The sequence below is a fragment of the Streptomyces albireticuli genome, assembly GCF_002192455.1.
GTDB classification, from domain to species: Bacteria; Actinomycetota; Actinomycetes; order Streptomycetales; family Streptomycetaceae; genus Streptomyces; species Streptomyces albireticuli_B.
Genome location: NZ_CP021744.1, coordinates 3,110,621 through 3,133,022, shown reverse-complemented (window position 1 = coordinate 3,133,022; position 22,402 = coordinate 3,110,621). Strand labels below are relative to the sequence as shown.

The 22,402-nt window shown below is 73.5% G+C and carries 19 protein-coding genes; 14 read left to right on the top strand and 5 right to left on the bottom strand.

Annotated features, from left to right (window positions below; all coding sequences use genetic code 11):
- Window positions 1–181 precede the first annotated feature (181 nt).
- The 8 genes from SMD11_RS13185 (at window position 182) to SMD11_RS13150 (ending at window position 10,924) form a co-directional block, all read left to right on the top strand.
- Entirely contained in the window at window positions 182–1,777 is a 1,596-nt protein-coding gene (locus SMD11_RS13185) for a hypothetical protein (protein ID WP_087926649.1), read from the top strand.
- A complete protein-coding gene (locus SMD11_RS13180; RefSeq protein ID WP_087926648.1) occupies window positions 1,777–2,325 on the top strand; it encodes a hypothetical protein in 549 nt (182 codons plus the stop codon). Before SMD11_RS13185 ends, SMD11_RS13180 begins: the two co-directional genes overlap by 1 nt.
- A 13-nt stretch (window positions 2,326–2,338) precedes the next feature.
- Complete coding sequence (locus SMD11_RS13175) at window positions 2,339–3,349, top strand: hypothetical protein (RefSeq protein WP_087926647.1); 1,011 nt, start codon at window positions 2,339–2,341, stop codon at window positions 3,347–3,349.
- A gap of 231 nt (window positions 3,350–3,580) precedes the next feature.
- Window positions 3,581–5,083, top strand: coding sequence for an aldehyde dehydrogenase family protein (locus SMD11_RS13170; protein ID WP_087926646.1), 1,503 nt, complete (start codon window positions 3,581–3,583; stop codon window positions 5,081–5,083).
- 106 nt (window positions 5,084–5,189) lie between these two features.
- On the top strand, window positions 5,190–6,761 hold the full coding sequence (locus SMD11_RS13165) for a GMC family oxidoreductase (RefSeq protein ID WP_087926645.1): 1,572 nt from the start codon (window positions 5,190–5,192) through the stop codon (window positions 6,759–6,761).
- Window positions 6,758–7,828, top strand: a complete 1,071-nt coding sequence (locus tag SMD11_RS13160; RefSeq protein WP_087926644.1) for a quaternary amine ABC transporter ATP-binding protein — start codon at window positions 6,758–6,760, stop codon at window positions 7,826–7,828. The genes SMD11_RS13165 and SMD11_RS13160 overlap by 4 nt, the downstream gene beginning before the upstream one ends.
- 187 nt (window positions 7,829–8,015) lie before the next feature.
- On the top strand, window positions 8,016–9,959 hold the full coding sequence (locus SMD11_RS13155) for an ABC transporter permease (protein WP_087930475.1): 1,944 nt from the start codon (window positions 8,016–8,018) through the stop codon (window positions 9,957–9,959).
- Complete coding sequence (locus tag SMD11_RS13150) at window positions 9,956–10,924, top strand: ABC transporter substrate-binding protein (protein WP_199843869.1); 969 nt, start codon at window positions 9,956–9,958, stop codon at window positions 10,922–10,924. Before SMD11_RS13155 ends, SMD11_RS13150 begins: the two co-directional genes overlap by 4 nt.
- Window positions 10,925–11,099: 175 nt before the next feature.
- Here the strand turns inward: SMD11_RS13150 and SMD11_RS13145 are convergent, their stop codons facing one another.
- Together SMD11_RS13145 and SMD11_RS13140 are read right to left on the bottom strand one after the other, a co-directional pair.
- Window positions 11,100–11,843 (bottom strand): isocitrate lyase/PEP mutase family protein, encoded by a 744-nt coding sequence (locus SMD11_RS13145; RefSeq protein WP_087926643.1) that lies wholly within the window; start codon window positions 11,841–11,843, stop codon window positions 11,100–11,102.
- Window positions 11,840–12,331 carry a carboxymuconolactone decarboxylase family protein gene (locus SMD11_RS13140; RefSeq protein WP_087926642.1) on the bottom strand — a complete coding sequence of 164 codons (492 nt, stop codon included), beginning with the start codon at window positions 12,329–12,331 and terminating at the stop codon, window positions 11,840–11,842. The genes SMD11_RS13145 and SMD11_RS13140 overlap by 4 nt, the downstream gene beginning before the upstream one ends.
- 47 nt (window positions 12,332–12,378) lie before the next feature.
- On the opposite strand from SMD11_RS13140, the gene SMD11_RS13135 reads away from it, so the two are divergent.
- On the top strand, window positions 12,379–13,830 hold the full coding sequence (locus SMD11_RS13135; RefSeq protein WP_087926641.1) for a PLP-dependent aminotransferase family protein: 1,452 nt from the start codon (window positions 12,379–12,381) through the stop codon (window positions 13,828–13,830).
- A gap of 262 nt (window positions 13,831–14,092) precedes the next feature.
- Here the strand turns inward: SMD11_RS13135 and SMD11_RS13130 are convergent, their stop codons facing one another.
- Window positions 14,093–14,932 carry a hypothetical protein gene (locus tag SMD11_RS13130; RefSeq protein ID WP_087930474.1) on the bottom strand — a complete coding sequence of 280 codons (840 nt, stop codon included), beginning with the start codon at window positions 14,930–14,932 and terminating at the stop codon, window positions 14,093–14,095.
- Between the two features lie 215 nt (window positions 14,933–15,147).
- Between SMD11_RS13130 and SMD11_RS13125 the strand changes: the two genes are divergently transcribed.
- Window positions 15,148–15,495, top strand: a complete 348-nt coding sequence (locus SMD11_RS13125; RefSeq protein ID WP_087926640.1) for a hypothetical protein — start codon at window positions 15,148–15,150, stop codon at window positions 15,493–15,495.
- A 6-nt stretch (window positions 15,496–15,501) separates the two neighbouring features.
- A complete protein-coding gene (locus tag SMD11_RS13120; RefSeq protein WP_087926639.1) occupies window positions 15,502–16,686 on the top strand; it encodes a glutathionylspermidine synthase family protein in 1,185 nt (394 codons plus the stop codon).
- Between the two features lie 267 nt (window positions 16,687–16,953).
- Here SMD11_RS13120 and rocD read toward each other — a convergent pair whose 3' ends face one another.
- Window positions 16,954–18,156, bottom strand: a complete 1,203-nt coding sequence (gene rocD / locus SMD11_RS13115) for an ornithine--oxo-acid transaminase (protein WP_087926638.1) — start codon at window positions 18,154–18,156, stop codon at window positions 16,954–16,956.
- A gap of 102 nt (window positions 18,157–18,258) precedes the next feature.
- Here rocD and trpS point away from each other — a divergent pair, with 102 nt between their 5' ends.
- The 3 genes from trpS to SMD11_RS13100 all read left to right on the top strand — a co-directional run bounded on the left by trpS (window position 18,259) and on the right by SMD11_RS13100 (window position 21,024).
- Window positions 18,259–19,272, top strand: a complete 1,014-nt coding sequence (trpS, locus tag SMD11_RS13110) for a tryptophan--tRNA ligase (RefSeq protein ID WP_087926637.1) — start codon at window positions 18,259–18,261, stop codon at window positions 19,270–19,272.
- 129 nt (window positions 19,273–19,401) lie between these two features.
- Complete coding sequence (locus SMD11_RS13105; protein ID WP_087926636.1) at window positions 19,402–19,998, top strand: 2'-5' RNA ligase family protein; 597 nt, start codon at window positions 19,402–19,404, stop codon at window positions 19,996–19,998.
- A gap of 93 nt (window positions 19,999–20,091) precedes the next feature.
- Complete coding sequence (locus tag SMD11_RS13100; protein ID WP_087926635.1) at window positions 20,092–21,024, top strand: YihY/virulence factor BrkB family protein; 933 nt, start codon at window positions 20,092–20,094, stop codon at window positions 21,022–21,024.
- Window positions 21,025–21,034: 10 nt separating this feature from the next.
- Here the strand turns inward: SMD11_RS13100 and SMD11_RS13095 are convergent, their stop codons facing one another.
- Window positions 21,035–22,393, bottom strand: coding sequence for a D-alanyl-D-alanine carboxypeptidase family protein (locus SMD11_RS13095; RefSeq protein ID WP_418952521.1), 1,359 nt, complete (start codon window positions 22,391–22,393; stop codon window positions 21,035–21,037).
- Window positions 22,394–22,402 lie beyond the last annotated feature (9 nt).

Below are 22,402 nucleotides of genomic sequence, written 5' to 3'. Positions count from 1 at the left end.
ACGGCGGCGACCTTGGCGGTATTCGCACCCCCGTGCGCATGCGCATCCGTACGGGGTGACATCCGCCCCGTCATTTGCGCCCCGACTGGGGTTGCGCGCGGGACTTCTGGCCTATTCTGAGTTCTCCGAAAATCCGTCAACTCATGCCTGATCGCAGGTGAGTTCGACGATCGGGGGACGAATGACAGCAATCACCCCACAGGACTCCCGCACCGAGGCCACGAGGCTGCTCTGTGCCGGGACGTACCTGGACATCGAGTTCCGCCGGCGGGTCGTCGAGGAGCTGGTGGAGCACGAGGAGAGGCCCATCGCGCCCTCGCTCGGCGTCGACGTCGTGCCGGTGCTCGCGCACGCGCTTCGCGCCCGCAGACAGGACGCGCTGACGGCGCTGATGCTCCTCGTGCTCTGGGGCGCCTTCATCGGCATCGAGGTGGGCACCGCCGACGGGCCCCCTTTGCCGATCTGGTCGGGGATCTACGCGCTGGTGAGCTTCTTCCAGTGGTCCGCCGCGGCCTCCGCCGGGCGCGGCTCGTCCGTGTACGTGGTCGACAAGCGCACCCTGCGCGAGGCGATGAAGGGGAACGTGCGCAAGCTCGTCCCCGCCGTGCCCGCGGTGCTCGCGATCGCCTACTGGGCCTACGCGCTCTACAGCCTGGCCACCGGCTCGGACAACTGGATCGGCATCGTCTTCCCGCTCCTGCTGGTCCTGCCCGTGTGGGCGCACCGCAGGCGCGTGGCGGACGTGATGTGCAACGAGCTCAGCCGCGAGGCGTTCCTGCTGGCGCCCCGGGCCGAGCCCACCACCGCCTACCACCAGCGGATCGCGCGGGCCATCGACCGCGAGCAGTACGCGGGGATGGCCATCTACGACGCGGGCCGCCCCTTCATCGGGATGGGGAAGCCCTACGAGCCCTGGTCGTTCGCGCTGGAGCTCCGGCGGCGCGGGGACACCGAGGCGCCGGACGGCGGTGCCGCGCCCTTCACCGGCCGTACGGTCGTGGACCTGGTCCGGCCCCGCCTGGAGGCGCTGCGGCAGGGTGCCGCAGCGACCAGCCGGGACCGGCTGAAGGACCTGGAGATCGAGGAGTTCGTCTATCTGCCGGTCGGCCCGCCGCGCCCCCGGCTCGACTACGCGGACGCCACGGTGACGCAGCACGTCGCCGAGGCGGTGGACGAGGGCGGCGAGGCCCGCCGGTACTTCCTCCGGGTGCGCGTCGGCGCCTGGGACGAGCAGGTCGTGGTGTCCGTCCTGGTCAGGGTGCACACGCAGGGAGGGATGCTGGTGCTGGAGGTCGTGCCGCACATCCTGACGCCGATCCGGACGGAGTTCCGCTCGGTCGACGTGATCGCGGCGCGCGGCCAGGACGACCCGCTGCGCGACGGCCTGCGGGCGCTGCTCAGCGGGCCCGCCGCGGGGTTCGCGGCCGCCGTCTCCACGGTCCGGGCCGGCATCTCGGGCTTCCGCACCTGGCTCGCCGAGCCGCAGCGCGCGCTGCCCGACGGCCCGGCGCAGTCCGTGCGGGAGCTGGGCGGCGCGGAGACGGTGTCGCTCTTCCAGGAGATGGACATCAGCCGCTACGTGAAGACGGTCCAGGACCGGATCGCGAGCGGCGTGCGGGACGCCCTGCGCTCGCAGGGCTACGAGACCGACCAGTTCGAGCAGCAGATCGTGCAGATCAGCGAGGGCGGCGTCTTCATCGGCTCGATGAGCGGCGGCGCGGTGGCCGCGGGCGCCGGCGCCAAGGCGAAGAACATGACGAAGGACGGGGGATCGTGATGGGTGACGACACCCAAGGGACACAGGGCGACAGGAACGGCGGCGGCAAGGGCGGTGGCATCGTCATCGGCCGCATGACCGGCGGCGCGGCCGCCAGCGGGGAGAAGGCCCGCGCCGAGGACCGCTCGGAGCGCGTGGGCCCGCCCGCCGCGACGGACGCGGCCCCGGGTCCCGTGCCCGTGCCGTCCGGGGCGCCCGGTGAGGGCGGCATCGCCGTCGGCGAGGTACTCGGCGGCGCTCTGGCCGCGGGCCGGGAGTCCGAAGCGGTCGACGCGTCGAGGGAGTTGGTGCTCCTTTCGCCCGATCTCCTCACCGCCGTTCGCGAACTGCGCGGCCAACTGCCGCTGCTGGCACGGGCCGAGGGCGACGGTCTCGACGACGTCGACGGTGAGCTGGCCGGGCTGGAGGCGACGGCCGTCCGGGACGGGCGCGCCGAGCGCGGCCGTCTGGTGCGGCTCCGGGCGCTGCTGACCGGCGGGGCGACGGCGGCCGGCGGGCTGGCGTCGGCGCTCGCCGTCGTGCAGGCGATCACGCAGCTGCTGGCGTGAGGGGGTGGAACGGATGAGCCGCTGGGACGCGGACCTCCAGCAGTGGGTGGAGGACGACCCGCCCGCGAAGAACCCCTACGACCCGGACGAGCCGGAGATCCTCATCGGCGCGGGCGGGCCGGGCGAGCCGCACGGGCCCTCGCACGCGACGATCCTGGCCGGTGCGCTGGTCGGGGTGGTGTTCGCGGGCGGCATCGGGATCGGCGCCTGGGCGCTGTTCCGGGACGACGAGGAGAGCGGGGCGCCGGGCGGCACCGTGCGGCCCGGCTACAGCGCACCGCCGACGCCCGGTTCGTCGTCCGGCGACTCCACCTACGGGGGCTCCACGTACGGTTCCACTTCCGGGAGTTCGACCTACGGAGGGACCACGTACGGTTCCACGTCGGGAGGTTCCACCTACGGGAGCTCCACCTCCGGTTCCACGTACGGTTCGACGTACGGGTCCACCTCCGGTTCCACATACGGGTCGACGTACGGGTCCACGTACGGCTCCACCTACGGATCGACGAGCTCGGGAAGCACGAGCGGCGGATCGACGTACACCCCGTCGGCGGCGTCGAGCGGCTCCGGGACCGGGGTGCCCTCGGGCTGGACCCGGGTGCGGGACGCGTCCGGCGTCACGCTGGCCGTGCCGCGCGGCTGGTCGCGCAGCACCCAGGGCGCCAGCGTCTTCTACAAGAACGCGGACGGCGGCAGCCTCATCCAGGTCTTCCGGCTGAACGGCCCGGAGAAGACGCCGTACGAGGCCGTCGTCGCGACCGACAAGGCCGTCTCGGGCAACAAGGGCTACCGCAAGGTCGGCCTGTGGAAGCTCTCCGACGGCGCGGCCGAGCTGGAGTACACGTACACCCCCGGCACGGGTGGCGCCCGGCACGTCGCCCTGCACGCCATGACCGCCGGGGACGGCAAGCAGTACGCCCTGCTGGTCGCCGGGCCGTCGGGGGAGTGGACGGCGCACGTGCAGATCTTCCGGACGGTGCTCGGCTCGTTCTGCCCGACCGGCTACTGCTCCACGGGGAGGTGACGGAGGCCCGGGGACAGCCGCCGGGAAGGCGCCTACAGGCGCTGACAGGTGCCGACATGCGCCTACGTCCGTACACATCAGCTCACACCAACTGACTCTGAGTGACTCGGGTCACTCTTTGTGAAAACCGAGGCATATGTTTCCGCCTTCTGGTTAGGCGCGTCCCGTTGCCGGCCCGAGTGCTGCTCGACCGGTGACGGGACGTTTCGGATATCGGAAGGCAGAAGAGACATGTCGTCAGTCGAGACCATCCATGTGGACGGGGAGTGGCGGGCCGCCGCGTCCGGCGCGCAGCGCGAGGTCCTCGACCCCGCGGACGCCAAGACCCTCGCCGTGGTGTCCGAGGGCGGTGCCGACGACACGGACGCCGCCGTGGCCGCGGCCCGCCGCGCCTTCGACACGGGCGCCTGGCCGCACACCCCGGTCGCCGAGCGCGCCGCGCTGCTGCGCCGGGTCGCCGAGCTGCTCGTGCGCGACCGCGAGGAGATCGCGCTGACCGAGAGCCGCGACACCGGCAAGACCCTCGCCGAGGGCCGTATCGACGTCGACTGCGTCGCCGACGCCTTCCGCTACTTCGCCGACCTGGTCGTCGGCGAGGGCGCCGGCCGTGTCGTCGACGCCGGCTCGGCCACCGTGCACAGCGTGGTCGTCCACGAGCCGGTCGGCGTCTGCGCGCTGATCACACCCTGGAACTACCCCCTCCTCCAGGCCAGCTGGAAGATCGCGCCGGCGCTCGCCGCGGGCAACACCTTCGTCATCAAGCCCAGCGAGGTCACCCCGCTCTCCACCGTGCTGCTGGTGCGGCTGCTCGCCGAGGCCGGCCTGCCGGCCGGCGTCGCCAACCTCGTCACCGGCGCCGGCGACCCCGTGGGCGCCCGGCTGTCCGAGCACCCCGACGTGGACCTCGTCTCCTTCACCGGCGGCCTCACCTCCGGCGTCAAGGTCGCGCAGGCCGCCGCGCCGAGCGTGAAGAAGGTCGCCCTCGAACTCGGCGGCAAGAACCCCAACGTGGTCTTCGCCGACGCCTGCGCCACCGACGAGGACTTCGACACCGCCGTCGACCAGGCCCTCAACGCCGCGTTCATCCACAGCGGCCAGGTCTGCTCGGCCGGCTCCCGGCTCATCGTCGAGGAGTCCGTCCGCGAGCGCTTCGTCGCCGAACTCGCCCGCCGCGCCGAGCGGATCAAGCTCGGCCGGGGCACCGAGGAAGGCGTCGAGTGCGGCCCGCTCGTCTCCGCCCAGCAGCTCGACAAGACCGAGGCGTACGTCGCCTCTGCGCTCGCCGAGGGCGCCGCGCTGCGCTGCGGCGGGTCCCAGCCCGAGCCCAGCGGGGTCCGCCCGGCGTCCGGCTACTTCTACTCGCCGACCGTCCTCGACAACTGCCACCGCGGCATGAAGGTCGTCCGCGAGGAGACCTTCGGCCCGATCCTCACCGTGGAGACCTTCCGCACCGAGGACGAGGCCGTGGCCCTCGCCAACGACACCGAGTACGGGCTCGCCGGCGCCGTCTGGACCAAGGACGCGGGCCGCGCCCGCCGGGTCGCGGGACGGCTGCGCCACGGCACCGTCTGGATCAACGACTTCCACCCCTACCTGCCGCAGGCGGAGTGGGGCGGCTTCGGCAAGTCCGGCACCGGCCGCGAGCTCGGCCCGACCGGCCTCGCCGAATACCGCGAGGCCAAGCACATCTACCAGAACCTCGCGCCCGAGCCGGTGCGCTGGTTCGCCGGCTGAGCCGCGCCCTTCCGCGGGCGGGCACGCGCTCACCCCGCCGGTGAGCGTGCCCCCGCCCGGCCATCCCGTACGCGAAGAACTTTCCTGCCCTCCGAGGAGTACCCCCATGCCCCCCGTTGAAGAGACCCGCGCGAAGATCACCGCCGACTACGTCGTCGTGGGCGGCGGCACCGCCGGATCGGTGATCGCCTCCCGCCTCGCCGAGGACCCCGGCACCAGCGTCGTCGTCATCGAAGGCGGCCCGTCCGACATCGACCGCCCCGACGTGCTCACCCTGCGCCGCTGGCTCGGGCTGCTCGGCGGCGACCTCGACTACGACTACCCGACGACGGAGCAGCCGCGCGGCAACTCCCACATCCGGCACAGCCGGGCGCGCGTGCTCGGCGGCTGCTCCTCGCACAACACCCTGATCTCCTTCAAGCCGCTGCCCGGCGACTGGGACGAGTGGGCGACGGCCGGGGCCGAGGGCTGGGACGCGGAGTCGATGGACCCGTACTTCGCCCGGCTGCGCAACAACATCGTCGCCGTCGACGAGAAGGACCGGAACGCCATCGCCCGCGACTTCGTCGAGGCCGCGCAGGCCGCGATCGACGTGCCGCGCGTCGAGGGCTTCAACAAGCAGCCGTTCCACGAGGGCGTGGGCTTCTTCGACCTCGCCTACCACCCGGAGGACAACAAGCGCTCCTCCGCCTCCGTCGCCTACCTCCACCCCCACATCGAGGCCGGCGACCGCCCCAACCTCCGCATCATGCTGGAGACCTGGGCGTACAAGCTGGAGCTGGACGGCACCCGGGCCACGGGCGTGCGGGTCCGCACCAAGGAGGGCGACGAGATCCTCGTCGAGGCGGGCCGCGAGGTCCTGCTGTGCGCCGGCGCCGTCGACACCCCCCGGCTGCTGCTGCACTCCGGCATCGGGCCCAAGGCCGACCTGGACGCCCTCGGCATCCCCGTCGTCCACGACCTGCCGGGCGTCGGCGAGAACCTCCTGGACCACCCCGAGTCGGTCATCGTCTGGGAGACCCACGGGCCGATCCCCGAGAACTCCGCGATGGACTCCGACGCGGGCCTGTTCGTCCAGCGCGACCCGGCGGCCAACGGCCCCGACCTGATGTTCCACTTCTACCAGATCCCGTTCACCGACAACCCCGAGCGCATCGGCTACGAGAAGCCCCCGCACGGCGTGTCGATGACCCCCAACATCCCCAAGCCGCACAGCCGCGGCCGGCTCTACCTCACCAGCGCCGACCCGGCCGTCAAGCCCGCCCTGGACTTCCGGTACTTCACCGACGAGGACGACTACGACGGCCGCACCCTGGTCGACGGCATCAAGATCGCCCGTGAGATAGCCAAGACGGAGCCGCTGGCCGGCTGGCTCAAGCGCGAGGTCTGCCCCGGCCCGGAGATCACCTCGGACGAGGAGCTCAGCGCCTACGCCCGCCAGGTCGCGCACACCGTCTACCACCCCGCCGGCACCTGCCGGATGGGCGCCTTCGACGACGAACAGGCCGTCGTCGACCCGCAGCTGCGGGTCCGCGGCCTCGACGGCGTGCGCATCGCCGACGCGTCCGTCTTCCCGACGATGCCCGCGGTCAACCCGATGATCGGCGTGCTGATGGTGGGGGAGAAGTGCGCCGAGCTGCTTGTCCCGGCCCCGGCCACGGGCGGTGATACCAAGTGAGCGCGGCCGCGGCACCGGCCGCCACCGCCGCCCCGGTCTTCTCCGTCCGCAACCTGTGGAAGGTCTTCGGACCGCACGCCGACCGGGTGCCCGGCGGCGAGCTCGCCGAGCTCAGCGCCGAGGACCTGCGCGAGGAGGCCGGCTGCACGGTCGCCGTGCGCGACGTGTCCTTCGACGTCCGGCAGGGCGAGGTCTTCGTCGTCATGGGCCTGTCCGGCTCCGGCAAGTCCACGCTCGTCCGCTGCCTGACCCGGCTCATCGAGCCGACCTCCGGCACCATCGCCATCGACGGCGAGGACGTCTGCGGCATGGACAAGGGTGCCCTGCGCGACCTGCGCCGGCACCGCGCCGCCATGGTCTTCCAGCACTTCGGCCTCCTCCCGCACCGCACCGTCCTCGACAACGTCGCGTACGGCCTGGAGATCCAGGGCGTCGGCAAGGCCGAACGCCGGGAGAAGGCCCGCGAGATGGTGGCCAAGGTCGGCCTCGCCGGCCTGGAGGACCGCCGCCCCGGCCAGCTCTCCGGCGGCCAGCAGCAGCGCGTCGGCCTCGCCCGCGCCCTCGCCGCCGACCCCGAAGTACTGCTGTTCGACGAGCCGTTCAGCGCGCTCGACCCGCTGATCCGCCGCGACATGCAGGAGGAGGTCGACCGCCTGCACCGCGAGGAGGGCCGCACCATGGTCTTCATCACCCACGACCTCGCCGAGGCGCTGCGCATCGGCGACCGGATCGCGCTGATGCGCGACGGCCGGGTCGTGCAGTGCGGGACGCCCGAGGAGATCGTGGGCTCGCCGGCCGACGACTACGTCCGCGACTTCGTCCGGGACGTCCCCCGCGAGCAGGTCCTCACGGTCCGCCGCGCGATGCGGCCCCCGGCCGCCGGCGAGGCGGACACGGGCGAGGCCCTGGACCCGACGACGACCGTCGCCGACGCGATCGGCACCGTGGCCCGCACGGGCACGGCCGCCCGCGTCGTGGACGGCGGCCGCTGCATCGGCGTCGTCGACCACCGCGGCCTGCTGGGCGTGGTGGCGGGACTGGACGGCGACGGGAAGGCGGCGGCATGAACGTACGCACCGACCACCGGTGGACGGCGCTCCCGGTGAGCGCCGCGCCCGGCACCCGCCCGGCCCCGAAGGGGACGAGGTGGACCGCGTGAGCACAGCCACCTCCCCCGCCCGCCCCGCCTCCGCCACCAAGGCCAAGGCCCCCGCGGCCGGTCCCGCGGCCCGCCCCGCCGCCGACGCGGCACCCGTGGACGCGCCGCCCGCGGCGCCGGGCGCGCTGCGCGCCCTGCTGGCCCGCCCCGCCGCCCGCAAGCTCCTCGTGCTCGCCGTCGCCGCGGCCGTCCTCGGCCCCCTCGCCACCATGGCCTGGGGCGGCGGCGCCTGGCCGCAGGCGCTGACCGTCGACCTGACCGGCCCGCTCGGCCGCGCCAACGACTGGATCATCGACAACCGCGACCACCACTGGCTCTTCCTCTACTTCTTCGGCCACATCAGCGGCGCGATCATCGGCGCCGTGCACGCCGTCTACACCGTGCTCCTCGCCCTCGGCTGGGCCGGCGTGACGGCCGGCGCCGGGCTGCTCGCCTGGCGGGTGGCCGGGGTCAGGGTCGCCGTCACCACGCTCGCGTCGTTCGCCGTGTGCGGACTGCTCGGCATGTGGGTGCCGACGATGCGGACGCTCGCGCTGATGATCGTCGCCGTCGCCGCGTCCGTCGTCGTCGGCGCGCTCCTCGGCCTCGCGGCCGGCCTGTCGGAGCGCACGTTCCGCGCGCTGCGGCCGGTCCTGGACACCATGCAGGCGCTGCCCGCCTTCGCCTACCTCATGCCCGTCGTGCTGGTCTTCGGCATCGGCGTGGCCCCGGCCGTCCTCGCGACCGTCGTCTACGCGGCCCCGCCGATGGCACGGCTGACCGCGCTGGGCCTGCGGGCCACCGACAAGGGCGTGCTGGAGGCCGTCGAGTCCCTCGGCGCGACCTCCCGGCAGCGGCTGCTGACCGCCCGGCTGCCGCTGGCCCGCCGCGAGCTGCTGCTCGGCGTCAACCAGGCGATCATGATGGCCCTGTCGATGGCCGTCATCGCGTCCGTCATCGGCGCCGACGGCCTGGGCGACCGCGTCTACCAGGCCCTGTCGACCGTCGACGTCGGCAGCGCCCTCGCCGCCGGCATCCCCATCGTGCTGCTCGCGATCGTCCTCGACCGGACCACCGCGGCCGCCGGCGACGGACGCGCCTCGCACGGCCCGTCCGGCCGCCTCGTGTGGCCGCTCGTCGCGGCCGCCACCGCCGCCGCGGCCGTCGCCGCCCGCCTCCTGGACGCCCGCAACTGGCCCGACACCTGGACCCTGTCCATCGCCGCGCCGGTCAACGACGCCAAGGACTGGATGGTCGACCACCTCTACTCCGGCGTTCCCGGCATCGGCGGCACCGCGGAGTGGGCCGCCCACTACACCGGCTGGATCCTCGACCCGCTGCGCGACGGCCTCCAGGGCCTGCCCTGGTGGGGCGCCCTGCTGCTGGTCGCCGCCCTCGCCTGGCTCATCGGCACCTGGCGCACCGCCCTGACCGCCGTCCTCGCGCTCGCCGCGATCGGCGTGCTCGGCCGCTGGGACGTCTCCATGGACACCCTCTCGCAGGTGCTGGCGGCCGTCGCCGTCACGCTCGTCCTCGGCTTCGCCGTCGCCGTGCCCGCGGCCCGCAGCCCGCGCGTCGACCGGCTGCTGCGCCCGGTCCTGGACGTCTTCCAGACCATGCCGCAGTTCGTCTACCTCATCCCCGTCGTCGCCCTCTTCGGCATCGGCCGGGCACCGGCCGCCGCGGCCGCCGTCGTCTACGCGCTGCCGGCCGTGGTCCGGATCACCAGCCAGGGCCTGCGCCAGGTCAACCCCGGCGCGATGGAGTCGGCGCGCTCGCTCGGTGCCACCAGCGGCCAGCAGCTGCGCCACGTGCAGTTCCCGCTGGCCCGGCCGGAGCTGCTGCTCGCGGTCAACCAGGCCGTGGTGCTGGTGCTGTCCGTCGTCATCATCGGCGGTCTCGTCGGCGGCGGCGCGCTCGGCTACGAGGTCGTCTTCGGCCTCGCCCAGGGCGACCTCGCCACCGGCCTGGTCGCCGGCGCCGCGATCGTCTGCCTGGGGCTGATGCTCGACCGGGTCACCCAGCCGACGAAGGCGGAGAAGAAGGGAGCGGGCGCGTGAGAACCCGTCAGTGGATCGTGGCGGCGGGCGCCCTCGCCCTGCTCGCCACCACCGGCTGCGGAGCGGCCGACATGACCAAGCAGGCGTCCCCGTACGCCGACGCGGCGGGCACGAAGACCGTCACCCTGTCCGTGCAGTCCTGGGTGGGCGCCCGCGCCAACGCCGCCGTCGCCAAGTACCTCCTGGAGCACGAGCTCGACTACCGCGTCGACACCGTGCAGGTGGACGAGGTGCCCGCCTGGGACGCCCTCAGCCAGGGCCGCGTCGACGCGATCCTGGAGGACTGGGGCCACCCGGACCAGGAGAAGCGCTACGTCGAGGACAAGAAGACCATCGCCCCCGGCGGCGACCTCGGCGTCACCGGCCACATCGGCTGGTTCGTGCCGAAGTACTTCGCGGACGCCCACCCGGACGTCCTCGACTGGAAGAACCTGAACAAGTACGCCTCGCAGCTGCGGACCGCCGAGAGCGGCGGCAAGGGCCAGCTGCTGGACGGCTCGCCGTCGTACGTCACCAACGACAAGGCGCTCGTTGCGAACCTCGGCCTGGACTACAAGGTCGTCTTCGCGGGCTCCGAGGCGGCGCAGATCACCCAGATCCAGCAGTTCGCGAAGAAGAAGCAGCCCTTCCTCAGCTACTGGTACGAGCCGCAGTGGCTGTTCAACGAGGTGCCGATGGTGGAGGTGAAGCTGCCGCCGTACACGGACGCCTGCGCCGAGAAGGGCGCGGCCGACCCCTCGACCGTGAACTGCGCCTACCCGACCTCGACGCTGAAGAAGTTCCTCAACGCGGACTTCACCCGCAAGGGCGGCAAGGCCGCGCGGTTCCTGAAGAACTTCCACTGGTCGAAGGACGACCAGAACGAGGTGGCGCAGATGATCGCGGAGGAGAAGCTTTCGGCGGACGAGGCGGCGAAGCGGTGGGTGGAGCGGCACCCGGAGGTGTGGAAGAAGTGGTTGCCGTAAGGGGGTGACCGGGGGCGTGACCGGCGGGTCTTTTCCCATACCCGCCCCTACCCGCCCCTTCCCGTAACCGGGGGCAAGCCCCCCGGACCCCCGGTTCCGCGCTGGCGCGCGGTGGCCTCAAACGCCGGACGGGCTGAATTCCAGCCCGTCCGGCGTCTTGGTCCGGGGACCCGGCTCAGTCCCCGTCCCGCAGGCCGGCGGCCAGCAGTGCGGCCGTCTCCGCCACACCCGCCATCGCCCTGGAGTGCAGCCCGCCCCCGAACGTGACCCGCGCCGCGCCCAGCCGTCCGAGCTCGCGCGGCGGCGGGCCGTCCGGCAGGGCGAGGGCGTTCACCGGCAGGCCCACGGCCTCGCCGAGGACGGCCAGCAGGGGCGGCGGCGCCAGGATCGGGTAGAGGCAGTCCGCCCCGGCCGCCGCGTACAGGCGGCCGCGGGCGATCGCCGGGGCCGGGTCCGCGTCGCCCCTCAGGAAGGTGTCGACGCGGGCGTTGACGACGAGCGCGTCGCCCGCCTCGGCCCGCACCGCCGCCAGGAAGTCCGCCTGCTCGCGCGGGTCCCTGAGCGGGCCGCCGCGCCGGTCGCTGTCCTCCAGGTTGCAGCCGGCGGCACCGGCCTCCAGGAGCCGGCCGACCAGCTCGCGGGGCGCGAGCCCGTACCCGTCCTCGACGTCCGCCGAGACGGGCACGTCCACGGCGCGGGCGATCCGGGCGACGGCCGCGAACATCTCCGCCGCCGGGGCCTCCCCGTCCGCGTACCCCAGGGAGGCCGACACCCCCGCGCTCGGCGTCGCCAGCGCGGGGAAACCGGCGTCCGCGAAGGCGCGGGCGCTCGCGGCGTCCCAGGGGCCGGGCAGGACGAGCGGCCCGCCCCCGGGCGCCGGGGTGTGGTGCAGGGCGCGCAGGGCGGCCGCGGAGGTCACGCGTGGGCCTTGTAGGCGCCCGGGAACAGGCGCGTGGTCACGCCGATCCGGTTCCAGGCGTTGATCGTGACGATCAGGGAGATCAGCCGGGCCAGCTCCGGCTCCTCGAAGCTGCGGGCGGCGCGCTCGTACACCGCGTCCGGTACGAAGCCGTCGGTCAGGACGGTCACGGCCTCGGTGAGCGCGAGGGCGGCCTGCTCCTTCTCGGTGTAGAGGCCGACGGCCTCCTCCCAGGCGCTGAGCAGGTAGATCCGCTCCTCGCTCTCGCCCATGCGACGGGCGTCCTTGGTGTGCATGTCGAGGCAGAAGGAGCAGTGGTTGAGCTGCGAGGCGCGGATCTTGACCAGTTCGATCAGCGTCGGGTCGAGGCCCTTACGGGCGGCGATCTCCAGCCCGATCATCGCCTTCTGGACGTCGGGAGCGACCTCGTGGAGGAGCATCCGGGGCGCGTGGGTGTGGGTGGGGTGAGAGGCGTTCGTCGTGGTCATGGAAACAACCCTAGGGTTCGGATAGCCCACCGGTATGGTCCACTCCCATGGAGAGATCGTGGGCCACTTCGGCGGGGACCGGCGCCGGTCCGCACCCCGGTACCGGCGCCGACCTGCACCTGGACCTGACCGGGCCGGGCGGGGTCCGGGCGAGCCTGATCAGGGCTCTGCGCGACGCCGTACGGACCGGCCGGCTCGCCCCCGGCACCCGGCTGCCGTCCTCCCGCTCCCTCGCCGCCGACCTGGGCCTGGCCCGGAACACCGTCGCGGACGCCTACGGAGAGCTCGTCGCCGAGGGCTGGCTCACCGCCCGGCAGGGCTCCGGCACCCGGGTCGCACCGCGCGCCGCGCCCCGCGCGCCCGAGCGCGGCTCCACGCCGCCGCGCACGGCCCGGCGGCCCGCCTACGACCTGCGGCCCGGCACCGCGGACGTCTCCGCCTTCCCGCGCGCCGCCTGGCTCTCCGCCGCCCGGCGGGCCCTCGCGGCCGCCCCGAACGACGCCTTGGGCCACGTCGACGAGCGCGGCCGACCCGAACTGCGGGCCGCCCTCGCCGACTACCTGGCCCGCGCCCGCGGCGTGCGGACCGACCCGGAGCGGATCGTGGTGTGCGCGGGCTTCACCCAGGGGCTTTCGCTGCTCAGCCGGGTGCTGCGGCGGCGCGGCACCCGCGAGGTGGGCGTCGAGGAGTACGGGCTCCGGTTCCACCACGAGGCGCTGGAACGGGCCGGGCTGCGCCGCTCGGAACTGACCGTCGACCCGCTCGGCGCGGACGTCGCCGCCCTGGCGGAACGCCGGGGCGTACGGGCGGTGCTGCTCACACCCGCGCACCAGTTCCCCACGGGCGTGCCGCTGCACCCCGACCGGCGGGCCGCCGTCGTCGACTGGGCCGTGCGCACGGGCGGGACGATCCTGGAGGACGACTACGACGGCGAGTTCCGCTACGACCGCCAGCCCGTCGGCTGCCTCCAGGGCCTCGCGCCCGACCGCGTCGTGTACTTCGGCACGGCCAGCAAGTCGCTCGCCCCCGGCCTGCGGCTGTCGTGGATGGTGCTGCCGGAGCACCTGGTGGGCGACGTACTGGCACTGAAGCGGGCGGGGGAGTGGAGCTCGGGCGTCCTCGACCAGCTGACCCTCGCGGAACTCCTCACCAGCGGCGCGTACGACCGCCACGTCCGCGCGATGCGCCAGCGCTACCGGCGCCGCCGCGACCAGCTGGTCGCCGAACTCGCCGAACACGCCCCGCACATCCGCGTCACCGGCATCGCGGCAGGCCTCCACGCGGTCCTGGCCCTGCCGCCGGGCACGGAGCGGGCGACGCTCCAGGCGGCGGCGTGGCAGGGGCTGGCGCTGGAGGGGTTGTCGCGGTTCCGGCGCGGGGATGGGGTGGCGGCGTCCTCGAACGAGGACGGGCTGATCGTGGGGTACGGGACGCCGCCGGACCACGCTTTCGCGGGGGCGCTGGAGGCGTTGGTGCGGTCGTTGCCGCCGGGGGTTTGACGGGGTTGGGTGCGGTGGGCGGGTGCGGGCCGCTGCGTGGGGCCTTTCCCCACCCCACCCCGCCCCTTCCCGCTGCATCCGATGTGCGGCTCCGCCGCGTGGCGGGGGCAAGCCCCCGGGCCCCCGTTCCGCGCATACGCGCGGTGGCCTCGAACGCCGGCCAGGCTGATCTTCAGCCTGGCCGGCGTTCGAGGCCATTCGGGAAAGGGCGGGGTGGGGAAAAGGCCCCGCGCAGCGGCAACCCCGCTCCCACCCGGCCCGATCAACCCACCCGCCCCACATCCCCCTCCGGCGCCTCCCCGAACCGCGCCAACCCCAGCGCCCCCACCACCGCCACCCCGAACCCCAGAAGAGCCAACGGCTCCAACCCCTCCCGCGTCCGGTCGCCCAGCCACACCACCCCCGCCACCGCAGGCCCCAGCGTCTCGCCGAGGACCATGCCCGCCGTCGCCGCCGTCACCGAGCCGCGCTGGAGCGCCGATGTGAGGAGGAGGAACGCCGCGCCGCCGCCGAGCAGCAGGGCGTACGAGGCCGGGTTCGTGAGCAGCGCGCCGGGTGAGAAGTCGTCGAGGAGGCGGACGGCGACCTCCACCACGCCGAAGCCGGTGCCCGCGCCCAGCCCCAGGGCCGCCGCCCGCGCCCGCCCCGGCAGCCGGCCGGCCGCGGCGCCGAGCAGCAGTACCGCGGCCGCGACGGCGAGCACCCCGAAGCGCAGCGCCGGGCCGCCCGTGAGGCCGCCCTCCGCGCCGGAGGCCAGGCCCAGCAGCGCCAGCCCGCCGCACACCACGCCCACCGCGGCCCACTCCACCCCGCGGAGCCGCACCCGCAGCACCCGTGACGCCACCACGGCGGTCACCGCGAGGCTCCCGGCCAGGGCCGCGCCCACGGCGTAGATGGGCAGGTTCCGCAGCGCGACGAGTTCGAGGGCGAAGCCGAGCGCGTCGAGCGCGAGCCCCGCCAGATAGCGCCACTGCCGCAGCACCCGCCACAGCAGCAGGGGGTCCACGCCCGAGCCGGTGCCGGGGGCGGAGGCGCGGGCGGCGACGGCCTGGAGGACGGACGCGGTGCCGAAGCAGACCGCGGAACCGAGCGCGCAGAACATCCCGAGGAGCACGCGTCGACTGTAGGCCCGGCGGCCGGGTTCCCCGGGAACCGGCCGCCGGACCCGGCCCGGCGAATCGGGGCCCGTCCGGCGTCCGGCGACAAAGCGGGAAGGGGCGGACAGGGGAAACCCCCAGGCCCGTACCCCCACGCGGCCGCCCCCTAGGGTGAACCCGTTTCCGCGAGTCCAGTTCAGCTGACGGGGGTCAGAACCAGATGGCAGAAAAGACGAAACGCCGGCTCCGCTCGTCCACGGTGATACTCGGCGGCATGGGCGCCCTCGCCGCCGCCCTGACCTCCTGCGGCTCCGAACCCGACAAGCGCTGCGTCGATCCCAAGAGCTACGACGCCGCCCGCGGCTACCGCGTCCTGGACTCCAAGGCGTGCAGGAGCGGCGGCAGCGGGAGCGGGAGCGGTGGCAGCGGCGGCGGCTCGTCCTCCGCCCGCTGGTACTACGGCTCCGGGAAGTCCGGCGGCTACGCCGACAGCGGCACCTTCAGCAAGAGCCAGGCCGTCGACCGCGGCGGCTTCGGCTGCTCCGGCTCCGGTTCGAGCGGCGGCTGACCGCGGATGGAGCGGCACCGCCTCGCCCCGCGCCCCGGCTGGCAGGCCACGGTCGAGGAGCAGGGCGTCATCTATCCCCTCACCCGCCACCCGGACGGCTCCCTGCGCCCGTACTGGGACGAGAGCGCGTACTACTCCTTCCCGCTCGCCGAGGTCGAGGCGCTGGAGGAGACCGTGGCCGAGCTGCACGGGATGTGCCTGGCCGCCGCCGCGCACCTCGTCGAGCACGAGCGCCTCGCCGACCTCGGGATCACCGACCCCCGGCTGGCGGCCCTGATCACCGAGTCCTGGCACCGGCGCGCCGAACTCCCCACCGTCTACGGCCGCTTCGACCTGCGCTACGACGGCACGGGCCCGGCCACCCTGCTGGAGTACAACGCCGACACCCCGACCTCGCTGGTGGAGGCCGCGAGCGCCCAGTGGTTCTGGATGGAGGAACGATTCCCCGGTCATGACCAGTGGAACTCCCTCCACGAGCGGCTCGTCGACGCCTGGCGGCGGCAGGCGCACCTGCTGCCCCCGGGCGCGCCGCTGCACTTCGCCCACTCGGCCGGCGACGAGCTCGGCGAGGACCTGATGACGGTCGCCTACCTGCGCGAGACCGCCGAGCAGGCCGGCCTCGCGACCCGGGCCGTCTCCATGGAGGACATCGGCTGGGACCGGGTCTCCGGCCGCTTCGTCGACGACCGCTACGGCTTCGTCCGGGCCTGCTTCAAGCTCTACCCCTGGGAGTGGCTGGCCACCGACCGCTTCGGGCCGTACGCCCTGGACACCCTCGACAACGGCGGCGGTACGGGTTCCACGCTGTGGATCGAGCCCGCCTGGAAGATGCTGCTGTCCAACAAGGCCCTGCTGGCCGTGCTCTGGGAGCTCTACCCCGGTCACCCGAACCTCGTGCCCGCCTACCTCGACGGCCCGCGCGAACTGGCCTCGACCACCGGCTGGGTCGCGAAGCCGCTGCTCGGCCGCGAGGGTGCCGGCGTCACGGTGCATCCGGCCGGCGGCGACCCCACGCCGCGGGACGAGCCGTGCTGCTACCAGGGGCTGGCCCCGCTGCCGGCCTTCGACGGGAACCATGTGGTGCTGGGGGCGTGGGTGGTGGGGGAGGAGCCGGCGGGGCTGGGGATACGGGAGTCCGCGGGGCTGGTGACGGACGGCTACGCGCGCTTCGTCCCGCACGTGATCGTCTGACCGCCGCTGCGCGGGGCGTTGTCCCCTACCCGCCCCTTCCCGTAACTGGGGGCTTCGCCCCCAGGCCCCCTTCCGCGCTGACGCGCGGTGTCCTCAAGCGCCGGACGGGCTGATTTTCAGCCCGTCTGGGGGCACCTCCCAGCGGTAGCTGGGGGAGCTTGAGGACCGGGGTCCGGGGCGGAGCCCCGGTTCGGGAAGGGGCGGGGCGGGGACAAAGCCCCGCGCAGCGGCCCCCCCCCCACCGCCCCCACCCCGCCCGGACACCCGTCAGGCCAGAACCGCCCGCAGCTGATCCAGCCCCCAGTCCAGATCCTCCTTGCTGATCACCAGCGGCGGCGCGATCCGGATCGTCGACCCGTGCGTGTCCTTCACCAGCACCCGCCGGTCCATCAGCCGCTCCGAGATCTGCCGCCCGGTCCCCTTCGCCGGGGCGATGTCGACCCCGGCCCACAGCCCGCGCCCGCGCACCGCCTCCACCGCGCCGCCGCCCACCAGCAGCCCGAGCTCCTGGTGCAGGTGCTCGCCGAGCTCCGTGGCCCGCTGCTGGAACTCGCCGGAGCGCAGCATCGCCACGACCTCCAGGGCCACCGCGCAGGCGAGCGGGTTCCCGCCGAACGTCGAGCCGTGCTCGCCGGGGCGGTACACGCCGAGGACGTCGGCGGAGGCCACCACGGCCGACACGGGGACCACGCCGCCGCCGAGCGCCTTGCCGAGGACGTACATGTCGGGGACCACGTCCTCGTGGTCGCAGGCGAAGGTCCGGCCCGTGCGGCCCAGGCCGGACTGGATCTCGTCGGCGATGAACAGCACCCCGCGCTCGGCCGTCAGCCGCCGGACCCCGCGCAGGTAGCCGGGCGGCGGTACGAGCACCCCGGCCTCGCCCTGGATGGGCTCCAGCAGCACCGCCACCGTGTCCTCGTCGACGGCCGCCTCCAGCGCGGCGAGGTCGCCGTAGGGGACGATCTCGAAGCCGGGGGTGTACGGGCCGTAGTCCGCGCGGGCCTCCTCGTCCGTCGAGAAGCTGATGATCGTGGTGGTGCGGCCGTGGAAGTTGTTGTCGGCCACGATGATCTTCGCCCGGCCGTCCGGCACGCCCTTGACGCGGTAGCCCCACTTCCGGGCGGTCTTGACGGCCGTCTCGACCGCCTCCGCGCCGGTGTTCATCGGCAGCACCATGTCCTTGCCGCACAGCGCGGCGAGCTCCGCGCAGAACTCCGCGAAGCGGTCGTGGTGGAAGGCGCGCGAGGTGAGAGTCACCCGATCGAGCTGCGCCTTGGCCGCGTTGATCAGCCGGCGGTTGCCGTGCCCGAAGTTGAGCGCCGAGTAGCCGGCCAGCATGTCGAGATAGCGGCGGCCCTCGACATCGGTCATCCACGCACCTTCCGCGTAGGCGACGACGACCGGCAACGGGTGGTAGTTGTGCGCGCTGTGGGCCTCGGCGGCGGCGATGCCGCGTTCCGTGGATGTCACCGTGTGCTCCGTTCGCTGTACGGGCATGCTGTTACCGAGCTTTCTACTACCTCGCCCGCACCGCCGGACCGAGTCCGTCGCGGCACCTGAGAGAATGTGCGCATGGCTCTTGATCGTCCGCGCGCTCTTTCAGGTATCCAGCCCACCGCAGGCTCGTTCCACCTCGGGAACTACCTCGGTGCCGTCCGGCAGTACGTCGCGCTCCAGGAGACCCACGACGCCTTCTACATGGTCGTCGACCTGCACGCGATCACCGTGCCGCAGGATCCGGAGGAGCTCCGCGCCAACACCCGCACGGCCGTGGCCCAGCTGCTGGCCGCGGGCCTGGACCCGGACCGCTGCACCCTCTTCGTGCAGAGCCATGTGCCCGAGCACGCCCAGCTCGGCTGGGTGATGAACTGCCTGACGGGCTTCGGCGAGGCGTCGCGGATGACGCAGTTCAAGGACAAGTCGGCCAAGCACGGCGCCAACCAGACCACGGTGGGCCTGTTCACGTACCCGATCCTCCAGGTCGCCGACATCCTGCTCTACCAGGCGAACGCGGTTCCGGTGGGTGAGGACCAGCGTCAGCACATCGAGCTCACCCGTGACCTCGCCGAGCGCTTCAACACCCGCTTCGGTGACACCTTCACCGTCCCCGCGCCGCACATCGTGCGCGAGACGGCGAAGATCTACGACCTCCAGGACCCCTCGGCGAAGATGAGCAAGTCGGCGTCGACGGCGAAGGGCCTGATCAACCTCCTCGACGAGCCCAAGGTCTCCGCCAAGAAGATCAAGAGCGCCGTCACCGACACGGACACCGTGATCCGTTTCGACGCCGAGGAGAAGCCGGGCGTCAGCAATCTGCTCACCATCTACGCCACGCTGACCGGCACGACAATCGCGGATCTGGAGCAGAAGTACGAGGGCAAGGGCTACGGTGCGCTCAAGACCGACCTCGCCGAGGTCATGGTGGACTGGGTGACCCCCTTCCGCGCCCGTACGCAGGAGTACCTGGACGACCCGGAGACGCTGGACGCCGTCCTCGCCAAGGGCGCCGAGAAGGCCCGCGCGGTCGCGGCCGAGACTCTCGCACAGGCGTACGAGAAGGTGGGCTTCCTGCCCGCCAAGCACTGACCGACGTACCGGGGCGTGCGCGCGGGACCCAGGGCCCCGCGCGCACGGGACCAGCGAACCTGGCACCAGGTGTGGCACAGCCGTCACACTGGCCACGGGGACTTACAGGCGCACAGGAGGGAGAACGCAGTGGGGACCGTAACGCTCGGCGTTTCGATCGCGGTCCCGGAGCCTTACGGCAGCTTCCTCCAGAAGCGCCGCGAGGGCTTCGGCGACCCGCACGCGCACGGCATCCCCACGCACGTCACCCTCCTGCCGCCCACCGAGGTCGACGACTCGTCGCTGCCCGCCATCGAGGAGCACCTCGCCGGGGTCGCGGCGCTCGGCCGCCCGTTCCGGATGCGCCTGTCCGGGACCGGCACCTTCCGCCCGCTCTCGCCCGTGGTCTACGTCAACGTGGTCGAGGGCGCCTCCTCCTGCGCCTGGCTCCAGAAGCGCGTCCGGGACGCCTCCGGGCCCGTCGCCCGCGAGCTCCAGTTCCCCTACCACCCGCACGTCACCATCGCCCACGGCATCGCCGAGGAGGCCATGGACCGGGCGTTCGAGGAGCTCGCGGAGTTCGAGGCCGCCTGGACGATCACCGGCTTCGCCCTCTACGAGCAGGGCGCCGACGGCGTATGGCGGCTGGAGCGCGAGTACCCCTTCGCGGACGGCGAGGACGGCGACCCCGCGTCCGCCGTACCGCGCCAGCCGGGCGCCACGCGCCCGCCCGCCGCCTCCCGGTAGCCCCTGGTCACCGCGCGTGCCCGGCGCCCCGCCGGGTAGGCGTACAGCCGCCCGTGGACGCCCGCGAGGGCCCGTGGATGGTAGGTGTTGACCATGGAATGGCTGACCCGGCTGCCGGGGATCGGGCCCGTGATCGCCCGGCTGATGCGCACCCACGCGTGGCGCTCCTACGAGACCCTGGACCGGGTGAAGTGGACCCGGCTGGCCGCCGCGATCACCTTCACCAGCTTCCTTTCGCTGTTTCCGCTGGTCACAGTGGGTGCGGCGATCGGCGCGGCGGTCCTCAGCAAGCAGCAGATGCATGAGCTGGAGCAGAAGCTCGCCGAGCAGGTGCCCGGCATCTCCGGCCAGCTCGACCTCAGCGGGCTCGTCGACAACGCCGGCACCGTCGGGGTCGTCGCCGGCGCCCTGCTGTTCTTCACCGGCCTCGGCTGGATCGGCTCCCTGCGCGAGTGCCTGCGCGCCGTCTGGGAGAAGGAGGAGAGCCCCGGCAACCCCGTCCTCCTCAAGCTCAAGGACGGGGCGGTGCTGCTGGGCCTCGGCGGGGTCGCCCTGCTCTCCTTCGCCTGCTCGGCGTTCGCCACCGCGGCCGTCGGCTGGGTCGTCGACCGGACGGGTCTGGACGGCGTCGGCGGGCTGCTGACGGCGGCGGGCTTCTGCATCGCCGTGCTCGCCGATTTCCTGCTGATGCTCTACGTCCTGTCCCGGCTGCCCGGCGTGCTGCCGCCGCGCCGCCGGCTCGTGGTCGGGGCGCTGCTCGGCGCGGTCGGCTTCGAGCTGCTGAAGCTGCTGCTCAGCAGCTATCTCCAGGGGGTCGCGGCGAAGAGCATGTACGGGGCGTTCGGTACGCCGATCGCGCTGCTGCTGTGGATCAACTTCACGGCGAAGCTGACGCTGTTCTGCGCGGCGTGGAGCGCCACGCCGTCGAAGTCGGCGGACGGGCAGGGAACGGCGGACGGGAAGGAGCCGGCGGACGGACCGGAGTCGGCGGACGGGAAGGAGTCCCGCCCGCCCGCCGACCGGTGACGCCGCGCGCTCAGCCGCGCCGCCGCACGCGGTCCGGCAGCGGGTGCCTGCGGTGCACCACGAACCCGCCCACGGCCAGCACCACCAGCGCCGCCCCCGCGATCCCGACGGCCGTCCACATGCCGCCGCCGGAGCCCGCGACGGACGCCTGGGCGTGCTGCGTGGCCTGGTCGGCCCGGCCGTCGCCGGGCTTGTCCGCCGCGCCCCTGGGGGGCACCAGGACGCCGACCGGCTGGACGTGGCCGGCCGCCTCGAAGCCCCAGTCGAGGAGCTCGCGGGCCTCGGTGTACACCCGGTGCGGCTCGGCCGTCTCCGGGTTCATCACCGTGACCAGGAGCTTGCGGCCGTCGTGCTGAGCCACCCCGGTGAAGGTGTTGCCCGCGTTGGTCGTGGAGCCGTTCTTCACGCCGGCCATGCCCTTGTAGGGCTCGCCCTTGGGCATGCCCTCGCCGGTCAGCAGCCGGTTGGTGTTCACGATGGCGAAGCTGTCCCGCTTCTTGCCGGGCTTCTCCTCGCCCGGGAACTTCGCCGAGACCGTGGCGCAGTACTCCCGGAAGTCCGCCTTCTGGAGGCCGGAGCGGGCGAACAGCGTCAGGTCGTAGGCGCTGGAGACCTGCCCGTCGGCGTCGTACCCGTCGGGGGTGACGACGTGGGTGTCCTTCGCCTGGAGGTCCTCCGCGTGCGCCTGCATGTCCTTGACGGTGCGCGGGACGCCGCCGTTCATGGCCGACAGCACCCGCACCGCGTCGTTCCCGGAGCGCAGGAAGACGCCCAGCCACAGGTCGTGGACGGAGTAGGAGGAGCCCTCCTTGACCCCCACGGCGCTGCTGCCCGCGCCCATGCCCGCGAGGTCCGAGGGCACCACCTTGTGGGTCTGGTCGCGGGGCAGCTTCGGCAGCACCGTGTCGGCGAAGAGCATCTTGAGGGTGGAGGCCGGGGGCAGCCGCCAGTGGGCGTTGTTCGCGGCGAGGATCTCACCGGACTCGGCGTCGGCCACCAGCCAGGAGCGGCCGCTGAGATCCTTGGGCAGCTGGGGGGCGCCGGGCCCGCGCCGCACCTGCGGCCCGGGTTTGCCCAGCAACTCGCCGCCCACCGTGGACATCTGAGCGGGCGGAACCTTGGGGGCGCCCTTGCCGTCGGCCGGATTGTCGGCGTGGGCGGGCGCGGCGGTCATCAGCGGGAGGAGCAGCGAGGCGGTCGCCGCGAGGGCGGCTCCGTAGCGTCCCGCCGCGGCGAGCCGCGGGGGGTGTGATGTCGTCGTCGGCACGTCCGTGAACGTACCCCGCCGCCCGTACCCCCTAGTCGCTGCCTCACCGGGACGGACCCGTGCCGAGGACCCGATAGGACCAGTGCCGGAGGCCGAACGCATACTGAAACC

Excerpts from the sequence above, each read along its gene's own strand:
- SMD11_RS13185 (WP_087926649.1), top strand. The coding sequence starts at position 182 with ATGACAGCAATCACCCCACAGGACTCCCGCACCGAGGCCACGAGGCTG.
- SMD11_RS13180 (WP_087926648.1), top strand. The coding sequence starts at position 1,777 with ATGGGTGACGACACCCAAGGGACACAGGGCGACAGGAACGGCGGCGGC.
- SMD11_RS13175 (WP_087926647.1), top strand. The coding sequence starts at position 2,339 with ATGAGCCGCTGGGACGCGGACCTCCAGCAGTGGGTGGAGGACGACCCG.
- SMD11_RS13170 (WP_087926646.1), top strand. The coding sequence starts at position 3,581 with ATGTCGTCAGTCGAGACCATCCATGTGGACGGGGAGTGGCGGGCCGCC.
- SMD11_RS13165 (WP_087926645.1), top strand. The coding sequence starts at position 5,190 with ATGCCCCCCGTTGAAGAGACCCGCGCGAAGATCACCGCCGACTACGTC.
- SMD11_RS13140 (WP_087926642.1), bottom strand. The coding sequence starts at position 12,331 with ATGACCACGACGAACGCCTCTCACCCCACCCACACCCACGCGCCCCGG.
- SMD11_RS13135 (WP_087926641.1), top strand. The coding sequence starts at position 12,379 with ATGGAGAGATCGTGGGCCACTTCGGCGGGGACCGGCGCCGGTCCGCAC.
- SMD11_RS13130 (WP_087930474.1), bottom strand. The coding sequence starts at position 14,932 with ATGTTCTGCGCGCTCGGTTCCGCGGTCTGCTTCGGCACCGCGTCCGTC.
- SMD11_RS13125 (WP_087926640.1), top strand. The coding sequence starts at position 15,148 with ATGGCAGAAAAGACGAAACGCCGGCTCCGCTCGTCCACGGTGATACTC.
- SMD11_RS13120 (WP_087926639.1), top strand. The coding sequence starts at position 15,502 with ATGGAGCGGCACCGCCTCGCCCCGCGCCCCGGCTGGCAGGCCACGGTC.
- trpS (WP_087926637.1), top strand. The coding sequence starts at position 18,259 with ATGGCTCTTGATCGTCCGCGCGCTCTTTCAGGTATCCAGCCCACCGCA.
- SMD11_RS13100 (WP_087926635.1), top strand. The coding sequence starts at position 20,092 with ATGGAATGGCTGACCCGGCTGCCGGGGATCGGGCCCGTGATCGCCCGG.
- SMD11_RS13095 (WP_418952521.1), bottom strand. The coding sequence starts at position 22,393 with ATGCGTTCGGCCTCCGGCACTGGTCCTATCGGGTCCTCGGCACGGGTC.